The organism is Pelagibacterium sp., assembly GCF_048264985.1.
Taxonomy (GTDB): Bacteria; Pseudomonadota; Alphaproteobacteria; order Rhizobiales; family Devosiaceae; genus Pelagibacterium.
This window is the reverse complement of the sequence record NZ_JBLXCL010000001.1, coordinates 645,038-661,764: the sequence shown is the minus strand read 5'-3', so window position 1 is coordinate 661,764 and position 16,727 is coordinate 645,038. Positions and strand designations below refer to the sequence as shown.

Below are 16,727 nucleotides of genomic sequence, written 5' to 3'. Positions count from 1 at the left end.
GAGGTGGAATGCGCAGAGCGCGCGTCATAAATCGTTTCTCAAAAAGTTTATCTTGCCGCTATTCCAATTCTTTTTGCGCGTATTCCGGTCCAGAAACGTGCAACTCAATGATGTTTCAGCAGCAAATGCGGCAAAAAATCGGCACCGCGCTGTTGATATCGCAGCGCCGCGCGTCTATTATCTTAAATCAACATTCTATCGCTACACGATGACCGGCCAGCTTCGATCTCGATTCTGGTTCGGTGTCTTTTTGTGTTCAACAATTATAAAACGAATACACTAGGATATTTACAGTCTTCGCGTGCGAACTTCCAACAGGAGACACATGGCAGTCAAGTTAACAGTACGAAACGTCTTCAAGGTCTTCGGGGAAAAATCCGACACCGCTCTTGAGCTGCTCGAACAGGGCAAAACCAAAGAGGACATCCTTGAACAGACGGGCGCCACTGTGGGCGTGCAGGATGCGAGTTTCGATGTGGACGAAGGCGAGATCTTCGTCGTCATGGGGCTCTCGGGTTCCGGTAAATCAACCTTGGTGCGCATGCTCAATGGGCTGATCCCGCCCACTTCCGGCTCGATCATGATCGATGGCGAAGACGTGGCCAACTGTTCAAAAGACCAGCTTCGCCGCATCCGTCGCGAGAAGATCACTATGGTGTTTCAGCACTTCGCGCTGTTTCCCCATTGGACTGTGGCTGAGAATGCCGGCTATGGGCTGAAGGTCAAAGGGACCAAACCAGCCGAGCGCCGCGAACGGGCACTCAAGTCGCTGGATCAGGTCGGGCTGGCTGCCTGGGCCGATAGCCTGCCATCGGAACTCTCTGGTGGCATGCAGCAGCGTGTCGGGCTTGCCCGGGGACTTGCGACGGGCCCTGAAGTCCTGCTGATGGACGAACCGTTTGGCGCCCTTGATCCGTTGATCCGGCGGGAAATGCAGGACGAACTGCTCGTGCTGCAAAAAACGCTTAAAAAGACAATCGTCTTCATCACCCACGATCTCAACGAAGCGCTGCTTCTTGGCGACAAGATTGCCATCATGAAGGACGGCCGTTTCGTGCAAGTGGGCACGGCGCAGGAAATCGTTTCGAACCCGGCCGACGAGTATGTCGCAGCGTTTGTTGCCGACATCGATCGGGGCCGGGTGTTTACCGCCGAGGACGTTTCCAACGATCCGGCATCGGTCAGGTTGGGCACCGACAATGCCGAAGACGCCATGCGAACCATGGAAGACCTCAATCTCAATGCCCTTTACGTCGTTGACGAAAAGGACGTGGTCGCGGGCATCGTCACTTATCAGGATCTGGCAGCGGCCACACTCGACAACGGCATGCCTAATCCAGTGCTCGAGGATGTCATGCTGACAGAGTATCCCACAGCCGATGCGGATCAGCAGCTCAACGAACTTTACGGGTCCGCAAGCGCCGGCTTGCCCATTGCCGTCACCGACGACAAGGATCGCCTTGTTGGCGTCGTGGAGCCTCAGGATGTGTTTGCCCAGCTATCGGGAGACGCCGAAGAGGCCGAAGCGGAGCCTCCTGCACCCGGCTCTGAACCCAAGACAGAAAAGGAGGCCACGCATGTTTAGTCCTGGCGATCTCCTCATCATTCCATTCGACGACTGGATCAACGATTTTGTACGTGGCTGGCTGGTGCCCAATTTTCGGCCGGCATTCCGAGCCGCCCAAGTGCCGATCACGCTTGTTCTCAGAGCACTCGATGATTTCTTCAACTTCCTGCCTATGCTGCTGACAACTGGCGTGTTCGCTCTGGCTGCATGGAAGTGGGCCGGACGTGGGATTGCAATATTCACGCTGATCGGCTTTGCATTCATCGACATGATCGGCCTTTGGCCGGAAACGATGACGACGCTTGCCATGATCGTTACTTCGGTACTGTTCTGTGCCGTGATCGGCATCCCAGTGGGGATCCTTGCCGCACGCAGTGACATGACCTGGAAGATCGTGCGTCCGATCCTCGATATCATGCAGACCATTCCGTCCTTTGTATATCTGGTGCCAATCGTCATGCTGTTTGGCGTAGGTATGGCGCCCGGCATTATCGCAACGATCATTTTCGCGCTGCCACCGATTATTCGGTTGACCAATCTGGGCATTCGAAACGTACGTGGCGATTTGATCGAGGCGGCTCAGGCATTTGGTTCGACAGGGTGGCAGATGCTGGTCGATCTTCAGATCCCGCTTGCCCTGCGCACTATCATGGCGGGCCTCAACCAGACACTGATGCTGGCACTCTCGATGGTGGTGATTGCCGCCCTGATCGGTGCTGGTGGTCTGGGTCTGGTGGTCAACACCGGGCTGGGCCGGCTTGACGTTGGCGGTGCGACTGCCGGTGGCGTCGGGATTGTCATACTGGCCATCGTTCTTGACCGCATCACGCAGGGCCTTGGCGAAAAGAACGCGGGCAACACTGTTTCCCTGCGCCAGGTTCTCTCCAACATTATTCGCTTCAGGGGCACCCAGCCTTTGGGCGAGCCAAAGAAGGCGGGTTAATCCGCCCACTCCATGACGCGGCGGCAAGCTCTGTCGCCGTTTCAATCGCCTGTGCTCAATTGCCCAGGCTTTCCGCATGGCGGGTTTGCCCCGTCCATCTGAAGACCAAAAAAGAGGAGACAGAAACATCATGTTCAGTCTCAAAAATACTATCGTCGCTTTGTCCACAGCTGCCCTTTTGGGCACGGCACCGGTTGCCGCGATCGCCCAAGACAACCCTGGCGAAGGCGTGACTGTTAATATGGCCCAGGCCACTTGGGACACCGGTTGGTTCCACGCTGAAATCTATCGTCAGCTGCTGACCGAACTGGGCTACGAAGTTCCCCAGATCACCACGCTGGACAACCCCCCGTTCTACCAGTCGGTAGCACAGGGCGATATGGACCTCTGGGTCAACGGCTGGTTCCCTCTCCACAACACCTATGAAGACACTTACAGCCAGGGTGCCGAGCTTGTGGGCGCTGTCGCCGAAGGCGGCGCACTTGAAGGTTATCTCGTCAACTCTTCGGCCATCGAAGAATTCGGCATTACCTCGCTTGAGGATTTCAAGCGTGATGACGTCAAGGCCGCGTTCGACCGCAACGGCGATGGCATGGCCGACATGGTCGCTTGCCCTCCGGGTTGGGGCTGCGAGATCAACATCGAGCATCACCTCGACGCCTATGACCTGCGCGATCACATCAACCCGATCAAGGCTGGATATGCAGCATCGATGGCAGACGCTGTCGCTGCCTACGATTCAGGCGAGAACATCCTGTTTTACACATGGACTCCGAACTGGACAGTCAATGAGCTGGTCCCAGGCGAAGACGTGATGTGGATCGAAGTTCCCGAGGTTGATCTGCCGGACATGGGTCTTGCTGACGCCGCCATCATCGATGGCGTTGAAGGCTGTGTGAACGACCCCTGCACGCTGGGTTTCCCAGCCAATGACATCGTTCCAGTCGTCAATTCCGCATTCCTGGGTGAAAACCCCGCCGTTGGTGCTCTGCTTGAAGCCGTGGAAATTCCGCTCGGCGACATCTTTGCCCAGAACGCAGCGATGAATGAAGGCGATGACGATATCGAAGCCCAGGCTGCTCAGTGGATCGAAGACAATCGCGACGACGTCGACGGTTGGCTCGAAACCGCTCGCTCAGCTTCGTAAGCAAAACGTCAGCCCACAATTAGAGGCCGGGGTTCGCCCCGGCCTTTTTTTTTTTTGCGTGCAAGCAGTGATGCTCTAGGGATAAGCGCGGAAGTGCTTTGAAAGCTTAAGACTTTGGGCCTGATAGTTCGAGCCCAGCGCCGAGCCGTAGAGCGATTTTGGCCGCTCGGCCATACGCTCATAGATCAGCCTTCCTATCGTCTGGCCATGGCCCAACAGAAATGGAACTTCTCTGCTGCGCACTTCAAGAACGGCCCGCGAACCAGTTCCCCCTGCCGCAGAGTGCCCAAAACCCGGATCAAAGAATCCAGCATAGTGAACGCGGAATTCGCCCACCAGCGGATCGAAAGGCACCATTTCAGCGGCGTAGTCAGGCGGAACATGCACGCTTTCTCTGGAAACGAGAATATAGAACTCGTCGGGATCGAGGATCAGCTCGGCCGAACCGCGATTAAACAGCGGATCCCAGTAATCAAGAACATCGAGTGCGTTCTTTTTGTCGACATCGACAACTGCTGTATGCCGCTTGGAGCGGAACCCAATCAAACCGTTGCGCCCCTCGCCAACCAGATCGATCGAGAGCGACACACCTTCACCGACGTCCATGTTCGGATCGAAAACTAATGTTTGTTCTGCATGCAGCGCCTTGTGACCCGCTACGTCCAGCCGTGCATCACCAACACGAAAGCGCATCTGCGAAAGCCGCGAACCCGTCCGAACCAGCACAGGGAAAGTGCGGGGCGAAATCTCGAGATAGAGTGCGCCCCTGTATCCTGCCGGCACAATATCGAAGCTACGCGCTGCATCTGAAATTACGCGTGTGAAGATATCGAGCCGGCCGGTTGACGATTTGGGATTGGCTGAGGCGCTGACCTCTTCGGGCAAATCGAGGCTTTCCAGCAGAGGCACTATGTAGACGCACCCACGCTCAAGCACAGCGCCCTTTGTCAGGTCGATCTCGTGGAGCTTCAATGTTTCGATGCGCTCAGTCACAGTTTTTCCTGGACCTGGCAAGAAGCTCGAACGGACCCGGATTGCCGTTTCACCGAGCCGTAAATCCAGACTCGCGGGCTGGATCTGGTCGGCATCGTATGGCCGACCGGCGCTGATCGCCCCGGCAACGGACAGGTTCTCAATTAGCCGGGTTGAAAATACCCCGGCCGGCCAAATGTCGCTCATATCCATCTCAGCCTTATGCAAACCCTTTGGAGAGGCTTAGCAATTGAGACGATTGACGCCAAGAGTCATTTGGGAGTAACTCAGTGCTGACTGCTCTTATCGCGCAGTTGGTGGTGATTTGGCCGGTCCGATTGCAGACCACCTAAAATTCTCTGCTAAAGTGACCAGTAAAGCCGGCCGCATCGCGCGCCGGTTTTTTCGTTTTGAGGTAACCCTATGTCGGACAAATCCAGCAATCCCCTCTTCGATCCAAAGCGGCGCAATGCGCAGACGATGATGGTGCATGGCGGCATGGAGCGTTCCCAACACGGTGAAACGTCCGAAGCGATTTTTTTCAATTCAGGTTATGTCTACCCCACATCGGAAGGGGCGGAAGCGCGCTTTAAAGGTGAAGAACCGGGTCACATCTATTCGCGCTTTTCCAACCCTACAGTGGAAATGTTCCAGCAGCGCGCGGCCCTGCTCGAGGGCGCCGAAGCGGCGCGGGCAACAGCTACAGGCATGGCTGCCGTGACAACGGCCGTCATGAGCCAGCTGCGCGCCGGCGACCACGTTGTTGCTGCCCGAGCGCTTTTCGGCGGATGCCGGTATGTCGTGGAAACGTTCATGCCGCGTTGGGGGGTGGAATCGACACTTGTGGACGGCCGCGATCCCGAAAATTTTGCCCGGGCCATGCAGCCCAATACAAAGGTCGTTTTCGTCGAAACCCCAACCAATCCGACGCTCGAACTCGTGGACCTCAAAGCGGTCGCCGAGATTGCGCACGCCCATAACGCTGTATTGATCGTCGACAATGTCTTTGCGACGCCCATTTGGCAAAAGCCATTGGAGCTGGGTGCCGATATCGTTACGTATTCGGCCACCAAGCATATTGATGGCCAAGGCCGCGCCATGGGCGGGTTGATCCTGGGAAGCAAGGCGCTGATCGAGGCGGAGGTCCATACGATCATACGTCAGACCGGCCCTTCCATCTCGCCCTTCAACGCCTGGGTATTGCTGAAGGGACTTGAGACCCTTTCATTGCGGGTAAAGGCGATGACCGAGAATGCAGAAAAAGTCGCTGACTTTTTGGCCGGGCATCCCAAGATCGAGTCTATTTCGTACCCCTTCCATCCAAGTCACCCGCAATATGAACTGGCGAAGCGGCAAATGGCAGCTGGCTCTACGCTCGTGGCGCTAACGCCTAAGGGTGGAAAGGAGGCAGCATTCGCCTTGGCGGACGCGTTGGCGATCATTGGGATTTCCAACAATCTCGGCGATGCCAAATCGATAATTTCCCACCCGGCCACGACCACTCACCAGCGGTTTACTGCGGAAGAAAAGGTGGAGATGGACATCACCGATGGTTTACTTCGACTGTCGGTGGGGCTCGAAGATGCGGATGATCTGATCGCCGACCTTTCGTTCGGACTCGATCAGGTCTAGTCTCACACTCACTTCAGACGACAGGGCGTAGCGCAGCCGGGCATGGATTTCCGCACAATCTTTTCGGCAATCGGCGCGCTCACGGCAGCGCTTGGTTTTGCCATGCTGCTGCCAGCTCTTGCCGACCTGGTGGTGGGCAATGAAGACTGGCTGGTGTTTCTCACGGCATCGCTCATCACGATGATCTTTGGCGCAGGATTATGGGCATCCTCGACCGGTCACAAATCCGAACTCAATCTTCGTCAAGCATTCCTGATGACGGTATCGATCTGGGTCGTGCTCACTCTTTTTGGCGCCCTGCCGCTCTATATGTCCAATCTGGGCTTGAGCTTCACTGACGCCATGTTCGAGGCCATGTCGGGGATCACGACGACGGGTTCAACCGTCATCACCACGCTGGACACCACAGCGCCGGGGATATTGTTATGGCGAGGATTGCTGCAGTGGTTCGGCGGGTTGGGCGTTGTGGTCATGGCCATTGCCGTCCTGCCCATGTTGCGGGTGGGGGGCATGCAGATGTTTCGCGCCGAGGCATTTGAAACGCCAGACAAGATTCTACCCGCCGCCGCGCAGATCGCCACCGCAATGGTCATCGTCTATTGCATTCTCACCTTCGCTTGCGCCGTGGCCTACTGGATGGCTGGGATGGAGGCGTTTGATGCTATCACCCACTCGTTGTCGACTGTAGCAACAGGCGGATTTTCCACCCGCGATGCATCGCTTGGAGCGTTCCCCCAGCCGGCCATCCACTATGTATCGGTGGTATTCATGATCCTGGGGGCCCTGCCCTTCGTTCTCTATATCGGCATGTTGCAGGGCTCGTTCCGCCAGTTGTTCCGGGATTCTCAAGTTCGCCTGTTTCTCTACCTCATCGGCCTTGCCACGCTAATCATCGTATTCGTTCAGGTGGGCGCTGACATTTCGCGCGGAGAAGAAGCTTTCCGTCATGGACTGTTTTCGGTGGTTTCGATCATGACGGGAAGCGGCTTCGGGGTGGTCGACTTTTCGAACTGGGGGCCGCTGGCGATATCGCTGTTCTTTGTCATCATGTTCATCGGCGGTTGCACGGGGTCGACATCGTGCGGCATCAAGATTTTCCGCTTCCAGGTTCTGGCTCGCGATCTCTACCAGCACATACGCGAAATCGTTTTTCCTTCGCTGGTATACGTCAAGCGCTACAATGGGCGACCTCTGCCCGACACGGTTTCCACATCCGTGCAGAGTTTTGTCTTCATCTATTTCTCTAGCTTTCTGCTGCTCGCTGTCTTGCTATCATTGTCCGGCCTGGAGCCGCTGGATGCTCTGGGCGCAGCAGCCACTGCCATTTCCAATGTCGGCCCTGCGCTGAGTCCCCAATTGGGACCGGCAGGAACATTTGCTGATGTTTCGGACCTGACGAAATGGCTGCTGACCATCGGGATGCTGGTCGGAAGGCTCGAAGTGCTCATGGTGCTGGTACTGTTCACACCACGTTTCTGGCGCGCCTGAACCTTTTATTCCGCAGGTTCGGTGGGCGGAGCACGATGTTGCCGACCTGATAACATCTCTCGCATTGTCAGCGCATTGGGCGTCAGGAACAACCATTGCAGCAGAGCCTTGATATCGGCGCCAATGGCCAGTACGGCCGGCACGAGAAACAGGACCAGCAGTGTCGCCAGCGTCAGTCCGGACACAATCGTCAAAGCCATTGGAACAAGCATCTGGGCCACAAGGCTCGTCTCGAACAAAAGTGGCAGCAGCCCGCCGATTGTTGTGAGCGAGGTAAGCAACACCGCGCGCAAGCGGTCCTTGGATGCACCGATCGCGGCATCTCTTAGCCCCTCGCCCTGCGCCCGGCGTTCATTCATTCTCGTAATCAGGACTATGGAAGAATTGACGAGAATACCTGCCAGCCCCAGCATGCCCATCATCGAAATTATGGTCAGGCTGTGCCCCAGCAGATAATGTCCCCAAACCGCTCCTGCGACGCCGAACGGGATGATCACCATGACGGCAATCGGGGTAAAATAGGCGGCGAATATCCAAGCGATGATGATGTACATAACGGCGAGCGCGACCATCATCCCGGTCCCCAAATCTGCAAAAGCCGCGTTTTGCTCGGCCTGCCTCCCACCGAACTCATAAGAGATCCCATAGCGATTGACGATAGCTGGCAGATAGTCCGCCTCTAGTCGAGCGAGTATATCCGCATGGTCCACACCTTCAGATACCGAAGCGCGAACGGAAACTGCAGTACGTCCCTCTTCGCGCGCGATGAAGGCAAAGCCCTGCTGTTCTGAAAACGTTACAATCGAGGAAAGGGGCACGTATGTCCCTTCAGCCGCGCGGACCCACATGTCGCGTAGCGCTGAAGATCCTTCGGCATCGACAGTCCGAACCAGACGAACTGTGATCTCGTCTTCGTTCGATGCGATGGTTGCCACGTTGCGTCCCTGGAACGCGCTTCGGATCTGCGACCCCAAACCTGCCAGATCGAACCCCAACGCCGTACCGCGGGCATTGAGGGACATGACGAGTTCGGGGCTCCCGTAAAACAACGTGTCGAAGGCACTATCGACTTCTTCAAAACCTTCCAGCACGTCCTTGAGATCTTCGGCCGCCAGCTTCAGGGTCGCAGCGTCGCTCCCCACAAAGCGCACATCCACGGCCGAGCCCTGTGGCCCGCCGCGGTATTGTCTGACGCTGATGCTCTCCACACCGGCCACGGCGGGCAAACTTTCGTTGATGGCCGTTGTGATGGTTTCGGTGCGAACCGAACGCGCCTCCGAGGGTGTGAGATACACGTCGAAATTGGCCCGTCCGTCTTCAAGTTCGAGACTTGCATATGTGGTGACGATCAATTGCTCACCATCCGGAGAAAGGCCGGCTTCGACTTCAGCCACCGCATCCTCGATTTTCTGGATTGTGGCAGCCATATCCGACTGGGGCGTTCCAGCCTGGAATTGAGCGGAGATATTAAAGCTCTCGCCCTCGGCCGATGGGAAAAATTCAAACCGCAATGCGCCCGACCCATAAACGCCCAGGGCGCCTATTGTTATCGAGAGTGCTATGGCTGCCGTGGCATAGCGCCATGAATAGCTTATCGACGCCACGCGTCCAAAAATCTTGTCTCGAAAAGCGTCAAACCCCTTGTCGAAGGTCCGTCTGAAGCGCCCGGCCTGCTTGCGCTCACGCGGCAGCGCATGAGCCAAATGACCGGGCAGAATGAAAAAGCACTCAATCAGCGATGCTATCAGAACAGCAACGACGACAACGGGCAATGGCGACACGATTTGACCCACGACATCGCCGACGAGCCAGATCGGAGCGAAGGCGGCTATTGTCGTCAGAGCCGATGCTATGACGGGGGGCGCCATTGCGCTGGCTGCGCGGATGGCGGCTTCGGTTCGTGACAATCCTTGTCGGTACAGCGTCGCTGTATGCTCACCCACCACAATTGCATCGTCAACGATGATGCCAAGCACCATCATGAGCGCGAACATGGAGATCATGTCGAGTGTGAGTCCCATCAGATACATCGCGCCGAGCGTGCCCATGATGGCGATCGGGATACCCGTGGCTACCCAGATGGCAATCCGGCCATCAAGGAAGAGAAACAACACGACCAACACCAGCAAGAAGCCGGCTACGCCATTGGATATCAGCAATCCGAGCCGCTGATTGACCTGATCGGCAGCCGCATCGAAAACGACAGCTTGCAGCGATTGCGGCAGAGTGGGCTGCAATTCGTCAACATAGGCTTGGACAGCTTCGAATGTGGTGACAGTATCGGCGCTTGCCGCGCGTGAGACCTGTAGTTTAATGGCCGGCTCGCCCCGCATGTAACCAAGCGGGGTATCGGGATCGAATGTATCCGTAATCGTTGCGACATCGCCAAACGTCAGGCTTTGGCCATTGGAAGACGACAATAATTCAGTCTGAGCGATCTCTCTGGCCGACAAGGTGTTGGCGGCGGCGCGTATCTGTGCGTCGAAGTCACCGCTTAGCGAGCCGGAAGGCTGATCGTTGAAATTGGGTGTAAGCGCGGCTGAAAGATCATCGAGCGTCAAACCCAGCTGACGCAATTTCGCATCATCGACCTCGATGACGATTTGGCGATCCCTGTATCCAGTAAATTCCACACGATCCACACCGGAGGCCAGCAATCCATCGCGAATTTCGCGCGCGTAGCGGCGCAGGGCCTCTTCGGGGAATGGGCCGGATATGGCTATGGCGGCGACAGGATCGAAAAAACGCGGCGCCGAGACGTTTGGCGCTTGAGCACCATCTGGCAGGCCTGTCACCGAAGATACAGCTGTCTGAACCAGCCGCTCAGCGGTTTGCATTTCAATGTTGCGCTCGAAATTGAGGCTGATCGAGCCGCGTCCTTCGCGAGCGAACGAGCTCATGGCTGTTACACCATCAATGCCCTGAACCGCAGGTTCGATGAGCAAAAGCACATTGCGCTCGACATCTTCTGCGGTAGCGCCCGGCCAACTCACAGAGACTTCGACCGAGCGAATTTCGGTGTTCGGCATCAACTGGCGGTTGAGGTTATCCACCCCCCACCAGCCAAAGAGAACGAACAGGATCATGAAGAGATTTGCGGCATTCCGGTGCCGTACGAATGCGGCGATGACCCCGGTAGAGGCCTGTATTGAGGGGCGCATTGTCAGGCTCCCGGTCCGCGACCGGAACCGCCGCCCGCTCCTGGCGCCGTGTCGGGTTGCTCTTCACCCTCGACCTGCACCGCAACCCCCTCGCCAGCTTGGGAAAGCCGCGTCGTGATTATGCGTTCACCTTCGGGGATGTCGGCTGCAATAATGACCTGAGCGCCTTGCCGGTCACGTATGTTGACATCAATCGCGGCCATGCGGCCATCTCGGATGACATAGAGATGATTGTCGTCATAAAGCGCGGTTTCAGGTACAAGGAGCGTGTTTTCATGGGCAACCCCTTCCACTTCGACGCTAACGAACGTACCCGGGCGCAATAGGTCGGCTTGATCGCTATCGAGCTCGGCATAGAGCGTGACGCCACCTGTGGAAGCGTCAATCTGAGGCGCAATCCGCGCAATCCGGCCGGCAATCAGTTCGCCACTGTTGCCGATGGTGCGAGACACTTCAACCGTACGATCAAATAACCCGTCACCGCGCAGGAGCGCATAATTGGCGTCCGAAACCATAAAGCTCACTTCAAGAGCACTGCTTTCGTAAATCGAAGCAATGGCCTCGTTGGCCCCGACATATGCCGAAGCCGTCACATTGCGCGCAGTAACAACGCCGGTGAACGGCGCTTTGATCTCGGTATTGGCCAAATCCCGTTCCGCTGACTCCAGAGCGTATCGTGCCTGCTCGATGGCAGCGCGCTGGCGTTGGATTTGCGCATTCAATGTCACAAGATTGGATTGACGCTGATCGAGTGCCTGCTGCCGTTCGGAAACCGTAAGCGCGCGCGTATCGACAGTCTGCTGGGTAGCAGCCCCGCTCGCCAACAAAGACCGGGCGCGCTCAAGATCGGTTTGAGCGGAGGCCAGCGCATCCTGAGCTGCGGTAATCGCGCTCTGTTCGAGCGCATAGGCTTCCTGCGCTTCGGTGAGCGAAAGTTCGGCATCAGCTACTGTTGCCCTGGCGCCCACAGCTGCCCCCTCATAGGCAAACGGATCAATGCGGGCCAGTATTTCACCCTCCTGGACCTGCGAGCCCACGGCTAAAGCTTGTGAAATCTCAAGCACTCTGCCAGCAACGAGCGACCGCAGATCAATTGTCCGCGCAGAAGCAACCTCGCCATAGGCCGAAATCGGCGAACTGTGGCTTGAATATACCGGGTCGATGACTTCGACTGTGAAGGTCCGTTCGCGGTTCATCCGTTGGGGCGCCTCGGGTCGCTGGGCAACCCAACTCAGCGCCCAATACACTGCTAGCGCGAGTATGAGCGCCGCGAGCGCGAGACGCGCAACGGCAGACATCAGACCAAACCTCGGGCGGTGCGCCTCCGGACCTGGCCGATTTCGTGTCTCTTCAGACGAAGCGATATAGCCTGAGCCGGTTAGGTTTTCCAAAGGCGTTTTCCTTGCCCAACGAGGCGTATTGCGGCCGAGCTGGCCGAGGCGGATCCATATTCTAAATTTTTAGCTGCCTCGCCAGACTGTTACAAATGAACTTTTGGAAAGGCCAGTAGGGCGTGGATCGATTAATAGCCTTCTGATCATGAAAAAAGGCGGCCCCGAGGCCGCCCTTTCAAAACGCCGGTTTTGATCAATCAAAACTGATTGGGGTTGAAGTGGTAGTGGGTAGAGCAGAACTCGCAGACGACCTCGATCTGCCCATCAACAACCATGTCTGCCCGATCTTCGGGTGTAAAATCATTGATCATCTGCTCGACACGTTCAGCCGAACAAGAGCAGCGCTCAACCAGCAACTGAGGTTCGAACACCCGCACACCGGTTTCATGATACAGCCGGAACAAGAGACGTTCGGCCGACAGGCCAGGATCTGCAAGTTCGGCATCACTCAAGGTGTCGAGCAATGCCTTTGCTTCCGTCCAGTGATCATCCTCGACAAAGTCGGGGTCGGCCATATCATCATTATCAAAATCACCGTCCCCAGGAAGATCGGGCATTGTTGCCCCGCCATGTTCTGGCAAATGCTGCAGCAGCACGCCACCAGCACGCCAGGATGAGCGCGACTGGCCGCGCTCAGAGTGCTCGGCAACAGCAAGCCTTACGCGCGTTGGGATCTGCTCGGACTGCATAAAATAGGTGTGCGCCACATCTTCAAGGCTCTCGCCTTCAAGGGCGACGATCCCCTGATAGCGATCCATGTGAACGCCCTGATCGACAGTAAGCGCAAGAACACCCTTGCCCAAGAGGTCTTGTGGCTTTGTGGTGCCAGCCTTTTCCAGCGCTGCCAGAGCGTCTTCATCAAAGCGCGCGTAGGCACGCAGACCATCTGGCGTGTCAAAATCGACCACCAACAGGCTAACCGGACCGTCAGTGCGCGACTGAAGGATGAACCGCCCCTCGAACTTGAGCGACGAGCCGATCAACGCCGCCAGCGTCACCGCCTCGCCCAGAAGGCGTGCAACGGGCTCAGGATAACCGTGCCGAGAGATCATTGTGTCGAGCTGGATGCCCAAACGTACAACGCGTCCCCGGCTGTCGAGATTTTCGAGCGTAAAGGGAACGGCAACATCGTCCCCGCTCTCGGGCCGATCCAGCCCGAATTGTTCGAGAGAGCTCTCGCTCATTGCGTGTTCCTTAATCCGCCTAAAGCGTATCGATCCCGAAGGCCCAACAGAGAATGGCCTTCTGGATATGCAGGCGGTTTTCAGCTTCGTCGAATACGACCGATTGGGGCCCGTCGATCACTTCATCGGTGACCTCGTCGCCGCGGTGAGCAGGCAGGCAGTGCATAAAGAGCGCATCGGTCGCGGCTTGGGAAAACAATCTGGTGTTGACCTGATACGGTTTCAAGATGCGCCGGCGCTCGCCCTCGTCGGTATCGCCCATAGAAACCCAAGTGTCCGTGATGACCAGATCGGCATCGGCGATCGCCGTATGGGGATCTGTGCCAAGGCTGACCGCCTCTCCAACTTCGGCGATGTCGGACAGCAGCCCCTGATCTGGCCAGTATTGTTTTGGACAGGCGATAGCGAGCGTGTTGCCGAAGAGCGCCGTTGCATGCACCCAGGATGCCAGGACATTGTTGGAATCCCCAATCCAGGCAACCTTGCGGCCCTCGAGCAGTCCACGGTTCTCTTCAAAGGTCTGAATATCGGCCATGACCTGGCAAGGATGGCTTCGCCGGGTCAGACCGTTGATCACGGGAATTGACGAGGCGCCAGCCAGATCGAGCAAATCATCATGGCTGAGGATACGGATCATTATGGCATCGACATAGCGGCTCATCACGCGCGCCGTATCTTCAATGGTTTCCTCGCGGGCGAGTTGCATTTCCTGGCCAGTCAGCATCAAGGTCTGGCCGCCGAGCTGGCGCATGCCCACATCGAAGGAAACCCGCGTACGGGTCGACTGGCGTTCAAAGATCATTGCCAGAACTTTGTCCTCGAGCAGCCCCGGACGTTCGCCTGCCTTGAGGCGTTTTTTTAGCTCATGGGCAAAATCGAGGATTGAACGCAGTTGCTCGTAGGAAAAATCCTTGAGGTCGAGAAAGTGTCTCGCGGTCATAGTCAGCTATCCTGAAAAAGCGAAAAGGTGCTGCGGCCCTATTGGGCTGCGCTGGCATGTTCGGCGTCGAGTTCGGCAAAGGCCGCGGCGATAATCCCGATGGCTTCTTTGATCTCGTCTTCATTGACGATAAGCGGCGGCAATAGACGCAGCACGTTGTCGCTCGCGGCCACAGTCAGCAGCTTGTGATCTCGCAGACGCGCCACAAAATCACGAACGGGCGGTGCGATCTTGATACCGGCGATCAACCCTTTGCCACGCACTTCGACAATGTGGTTGGGAAATTTCTGCATGAGCTGATGAAGCTCATGGGCAAGCGTCTTGCCCATGGCATCGACATGCTCGATGAAGCCCGGCGCCAGAACCCTGTCGAGCACCGCGTTGCCCACAGCGCAGGCCAAGGGGTTTCCACCATAGGTTGAACCGTGCGTACCCGGCACCATGCTTTCAGCGATCGGTCCTTTGGCAAGGCACGCCCCGAGGGGGAAACCGCCGCCTATAGCCTTGGCCACCGTCATGATGTCGGGGGCTGCGCCTGACCATTCATGGGCGAAGAACTTACCGGTACGGCCATAGCCGCATTGGACTTCATCATAGATCAAAAGGAGCCCATGCTTGTCGCAAAGGGCGCGCAAGCCCTTGAGATAAGCGTCGGAAAATGCTGTCACGCCTCCCTCGCCCTGCACTGGCTCTATAAGGATCGCAGCGGTCTTGTCGTCGATCAACGCTTCGACTGCAGCCAAATCACCTGGATTTGTGTGCTTGTAGCCGGGCATAGGACCGAAGCCCTCTGTGTAGGCCGGATTGCCTGCAGCGGCTATGGTCGCAATTGTGCGGCCATGGAAAGAGCCGGAAAAGCCGATAATGTCGACCCTGTCCTTTTCGCCCCTTGCCCAGAAATAGTGGCGCGCTGTCTTTATGGCGCACTCGAGCGCTTCAGCACCCGAATTGGTGAAGAACACTTTATCGGCAAAGGTCGCATCTACCAGTCGCTGAGCGAGCTTTTCCTGCTCCGGAATGGTGAATATGTTCGAGGTGTGCCAGATTTTGTCGGCCTGAGCCTTGAGTGCGTCGACAACGTGCCTGTCACCATAGCCGAGCGCGTTGACTGCAATACCAGCGGCGAAATCGAGATAGGGGGTGCCCTCTTCGGTGAACAATCGCATGCCTTCGCCCCGCACAAAGGCGAGTTCGGACCGGGCATACGTGCCATAGAGCGCAGACATTGTTCTTAGCCTTCTCGTTACAAATAAAGATCGGGAGCCGTGTCCCTGAAAATGAAAAACGCGCTCGGTGTCCCAAGCACGCATGACCAGTTTGCTTATGCTGGGCGCAAGCCCAAAAGTCAATCGAGCGCCCGGTTTCCCGGCCTTTGGGGGCTTGACTCATCGTTGCCACAATGGTGGTTCATGTCTTCGCGCGAAACATGGTTGTGCGAACAATGCAACAGCCACGACCTATTGCCACCAGCATGTAAAATTGAGGTGGGATAAACCGGGGAAAGTCGGTTGCGGCCCTTGCCACCGATTTTCCCGCCCGTGTAGTATGAGGCCATTGGGAACACGACATCTCGTGTGGCAGACCCCATCACCATACGACAGTTAGTATGCCGGCGGTCAATCTCATTGGTCCGCACAAGAATAGACTCTATTTAAAATACGGCCTGGAGCATAATCGATGAGCTGGACGGACGAGCGCGTAGCACTCCTGAAAAAACTTTGGATGGAAGGCCTCAGCGCAAGCCAGATTGCCGCGGAACTGAGCGGCGGTGTCACACGCAACGCCGTGATCGGCAAGGTCCACAGGCTGAAATTGTCGGCGCGCGCCAAGCCGGCCAGCGTTGCACCGCGCGCCAAGGCGCCGCGCCCGACCGCGCCGCGCAGGCCATCGGCAAGTTCCTCGGGATCTCCACGTGGCACCGCTTCTGCCGCAGCCAGCGCCGTCAGCCAGCGTCGGACAACAATTGCGCCGACAATGGGGGCCACCGCACTCAAGATGGACACCGAGCTTGAAGCAGAAATGGTGGTTGAAGCCAGCACCAAGGCGGAATTGTTCATTCCGGTGGAAGAGCGCATTTCACTGCTCCAGCTCACCGAAAAAACCTGCAAATGGCCGATCGGCGATCCGGTGAGCACGGAATTCCACTTCTGCGGACGGGAGTCCGATGAAGGCAAGCCCTATTGCGACTTCCATTCGCGGCGCGCCTACCATCAGATCGACCGCAAGAAACGCTAGATTTCGACTTCGCAATATTTTTAAAGCCCCGGCCCGTTCCGGGGCTTTTTTGTATCTCCATCGC

At 57.0% G+C, this 16,727-nt stretch carries 12 protein-coding genes and 1 riboswitch; of the genes, 6 read left to right on the top strand and 6 right to left on the bottom strand.

Annotation, left to right across the window (positions count from 1 at the left end; genetic code table 11):
- Window positions 1–325 precede the first annotated feature (325 nt).
- The 3 genes from ACN0TA_RS03305 to proX all read left to right on the top strand — a co-directional run bounded on the left by ACN0TA_RS03305 (window position 326) and on the right by proX (window position 3,657).
- Complete coding sequence (locus ACN0TA_RS03305; protein ID WP_417579781.1) at window positions 326–1,585, top strand: quaternary amine ABC transporter ATP-binding protein; 1,260 nt, start codon at window positions 326–328, stop codon at window positions 1,583–1,585.
- Complete coding sequence (locus ACN0TA_RS03300; protein WP_417579779.1) at window positions 1,578–2,510, top strand: ABC transporter permease; 933 nt, start codon at window positions 1,578–1,580, stop codon at window positions 2,508–2,510. The genes ACN0TA_RS03305 and ACN0TA_RS03300 overlap by 8 nt, the downstream gene beginning before the upstream one ends.
- Before the next feature lie 130 nt (window positions 2,511–2,640).
- Complete coding sequence (gene proX, locus ACN0TA_RS03295; RefSeq protein ID WP_417579777.1) at window positions 2,641–3,657, top strand: glycine betaine/L-proline ABC transporter substrate-binding protein ProX; 1,017 nt, start codon at window positions 2,641–2,643, stop codon at window positions 3,655–3,657.
- 75 nt (window positions 3,658–3,732) lie between these two features.
- Here proX and ACN0TA_RS03290 read toward each other — a convergent pair whose 3' ends face one another.
- Window positions 3,733–4,836: a 2'-deoxycytidine 5'-triphosphate deaminase gene (locus tag ACN0TA_RS03290; protein ID WP_417579775.1), complete on the bottom strand. Its 1,104-nt coding sequence runs from the start codon at window positions 4,834–4,836 to the stop codon at window positions 3,733–3,735.
- A gap of 100 nt (window positions 4,837–4,936) precedes the next feature.
- Window positions 4,937–5,016: riboswitch (SAM riboswitch) on the top strand.
- A 36-nt stretch (window positions 5,017–5,052) separates the two neighbouring features.
- Between ACN0TA_RS03290 and metZ the strand changes: the two genes are divergently transcribed.
- Both metZ and ACN0TA_RS03280 read left to right on the top strand, forming a co-directional pair.
- Window positions 5,053–6,261 carry an O-succinylhomoserine sulfhydrylase gene (gene metZ / locus ACN0TA_RS03285; protein ID WP_417579773.1) on the top strand — a complete coding sequence of 403 codons (1,209 nt, stop codon included), beginning with the start codon at window positions 5,053–5,055 and terminating at the stop codon, window positions 6,259–6,261.
- 42 nt (window positions 6,262–6,303) lie between these two features.
- Window positions 6,304–7,749, top strand: a complete 1,446-nt coding sequence (locus tag ACN0TA_RS03280) for a TrkH family potassium uptake protein (protein ID WP_417579771.1) — start codon at window positions 6,304–6,306, stop codon at window positions 7,747–7,749.
- A 5-nt stretch (window positions 7,750–7,754) separates the two neighbouring features.
- Here the strand turns inward: ACN0TA_RS03280 and ACN0TA_RS03275 are convergent, their stop codons facing one another.
- The 5 genes from ACN0TA_RS03275 to ACN0TA_RS03255 form a co-directional block, all read right to left on the bottom strand.
- The gene (locus ACN0TA_RS03275; protein WP_417579769.1) at window positions 7,755–10,910 is read right to left on the bottom strand and encodes an efflux RND transporter permease subunit; all 3,156 of its coding nucleotides are present in this window, start codon (window positions 10,908–10,910) and stop codon (window positions 7,755–7,757) included.
- A gap of 2 nt (window positions 10,911–10,912) precedes the next feature.
- On the bottom strand, window positions 10,913–12,208 hold the full coding sequence (locus ACN0TA_RS03270) for an efflux RND transporter periplasmic adaptor subunit (protein ID WP_417579767.1): 1,296 nt from the start codon (window positions 12,206–12,208) through the stop codon (window positions 10,913–10,915).
- A 293-nt stretch (window positions 12,209–12,501) separates the two neighbouring features.
- On the bottom strand, window positions 12,502–13,488 hold the full coding sequence (locus ACN0TA_RS03265; protein WP_417579765.1) for an Hsp33 family molecular chaperone: 987 nt from the start codon (window positions 13,486–13,488) through the stop codon (window positions 12,502–12,504).
- A gap of 19 nt (window positions 13,489–13,507) precedes the next feature.
- A complete protein-coding gene (argF, locus tag ACN0TA_RS03260; RefSeq protein WP_417582040.1) occupies window positions 13,508–14,434 on the bottom strand; it encodes an ornithine carbamoyltransferase in 927 nt (308 codons plus the stop codon).
- A gap of 32 nt (window positions 14,435–14,466) precedes the next feature.
- Window positions 14,467–15,654, bottom strand: coding sequence for an aspartate aminotransferase family protein (locus ACN0TA_RS03255; RefSeq protein ID WP_417579763.1), 1,188 nt, complete (start codon window positions 15,652–15,654; stop codon window positions 14,467–14,469).
- Window positions 15,655–16,105: 451 nt separating this feature from the next.
- Here ACN0TA_RS03255 and ACN0TA_RS03250 point away from each other — a divergent pair, with 451 nt between their 5' ends.
- Window positions 16,106–16,663 carry a GcrA family cell cycle regulator gene (locus ACN0TA_RS03250; protein WP_417579761.1) on the top strand — a complete coding sequence of 186 codons (558 nt, stop codon included), beginning with the start codon at window positions 16,106–16,108 and terminating at the stop codon, window positions 16,661–16,663.
- Window positions 16,664–16,727: the final 64 nt, after the last annotated feature.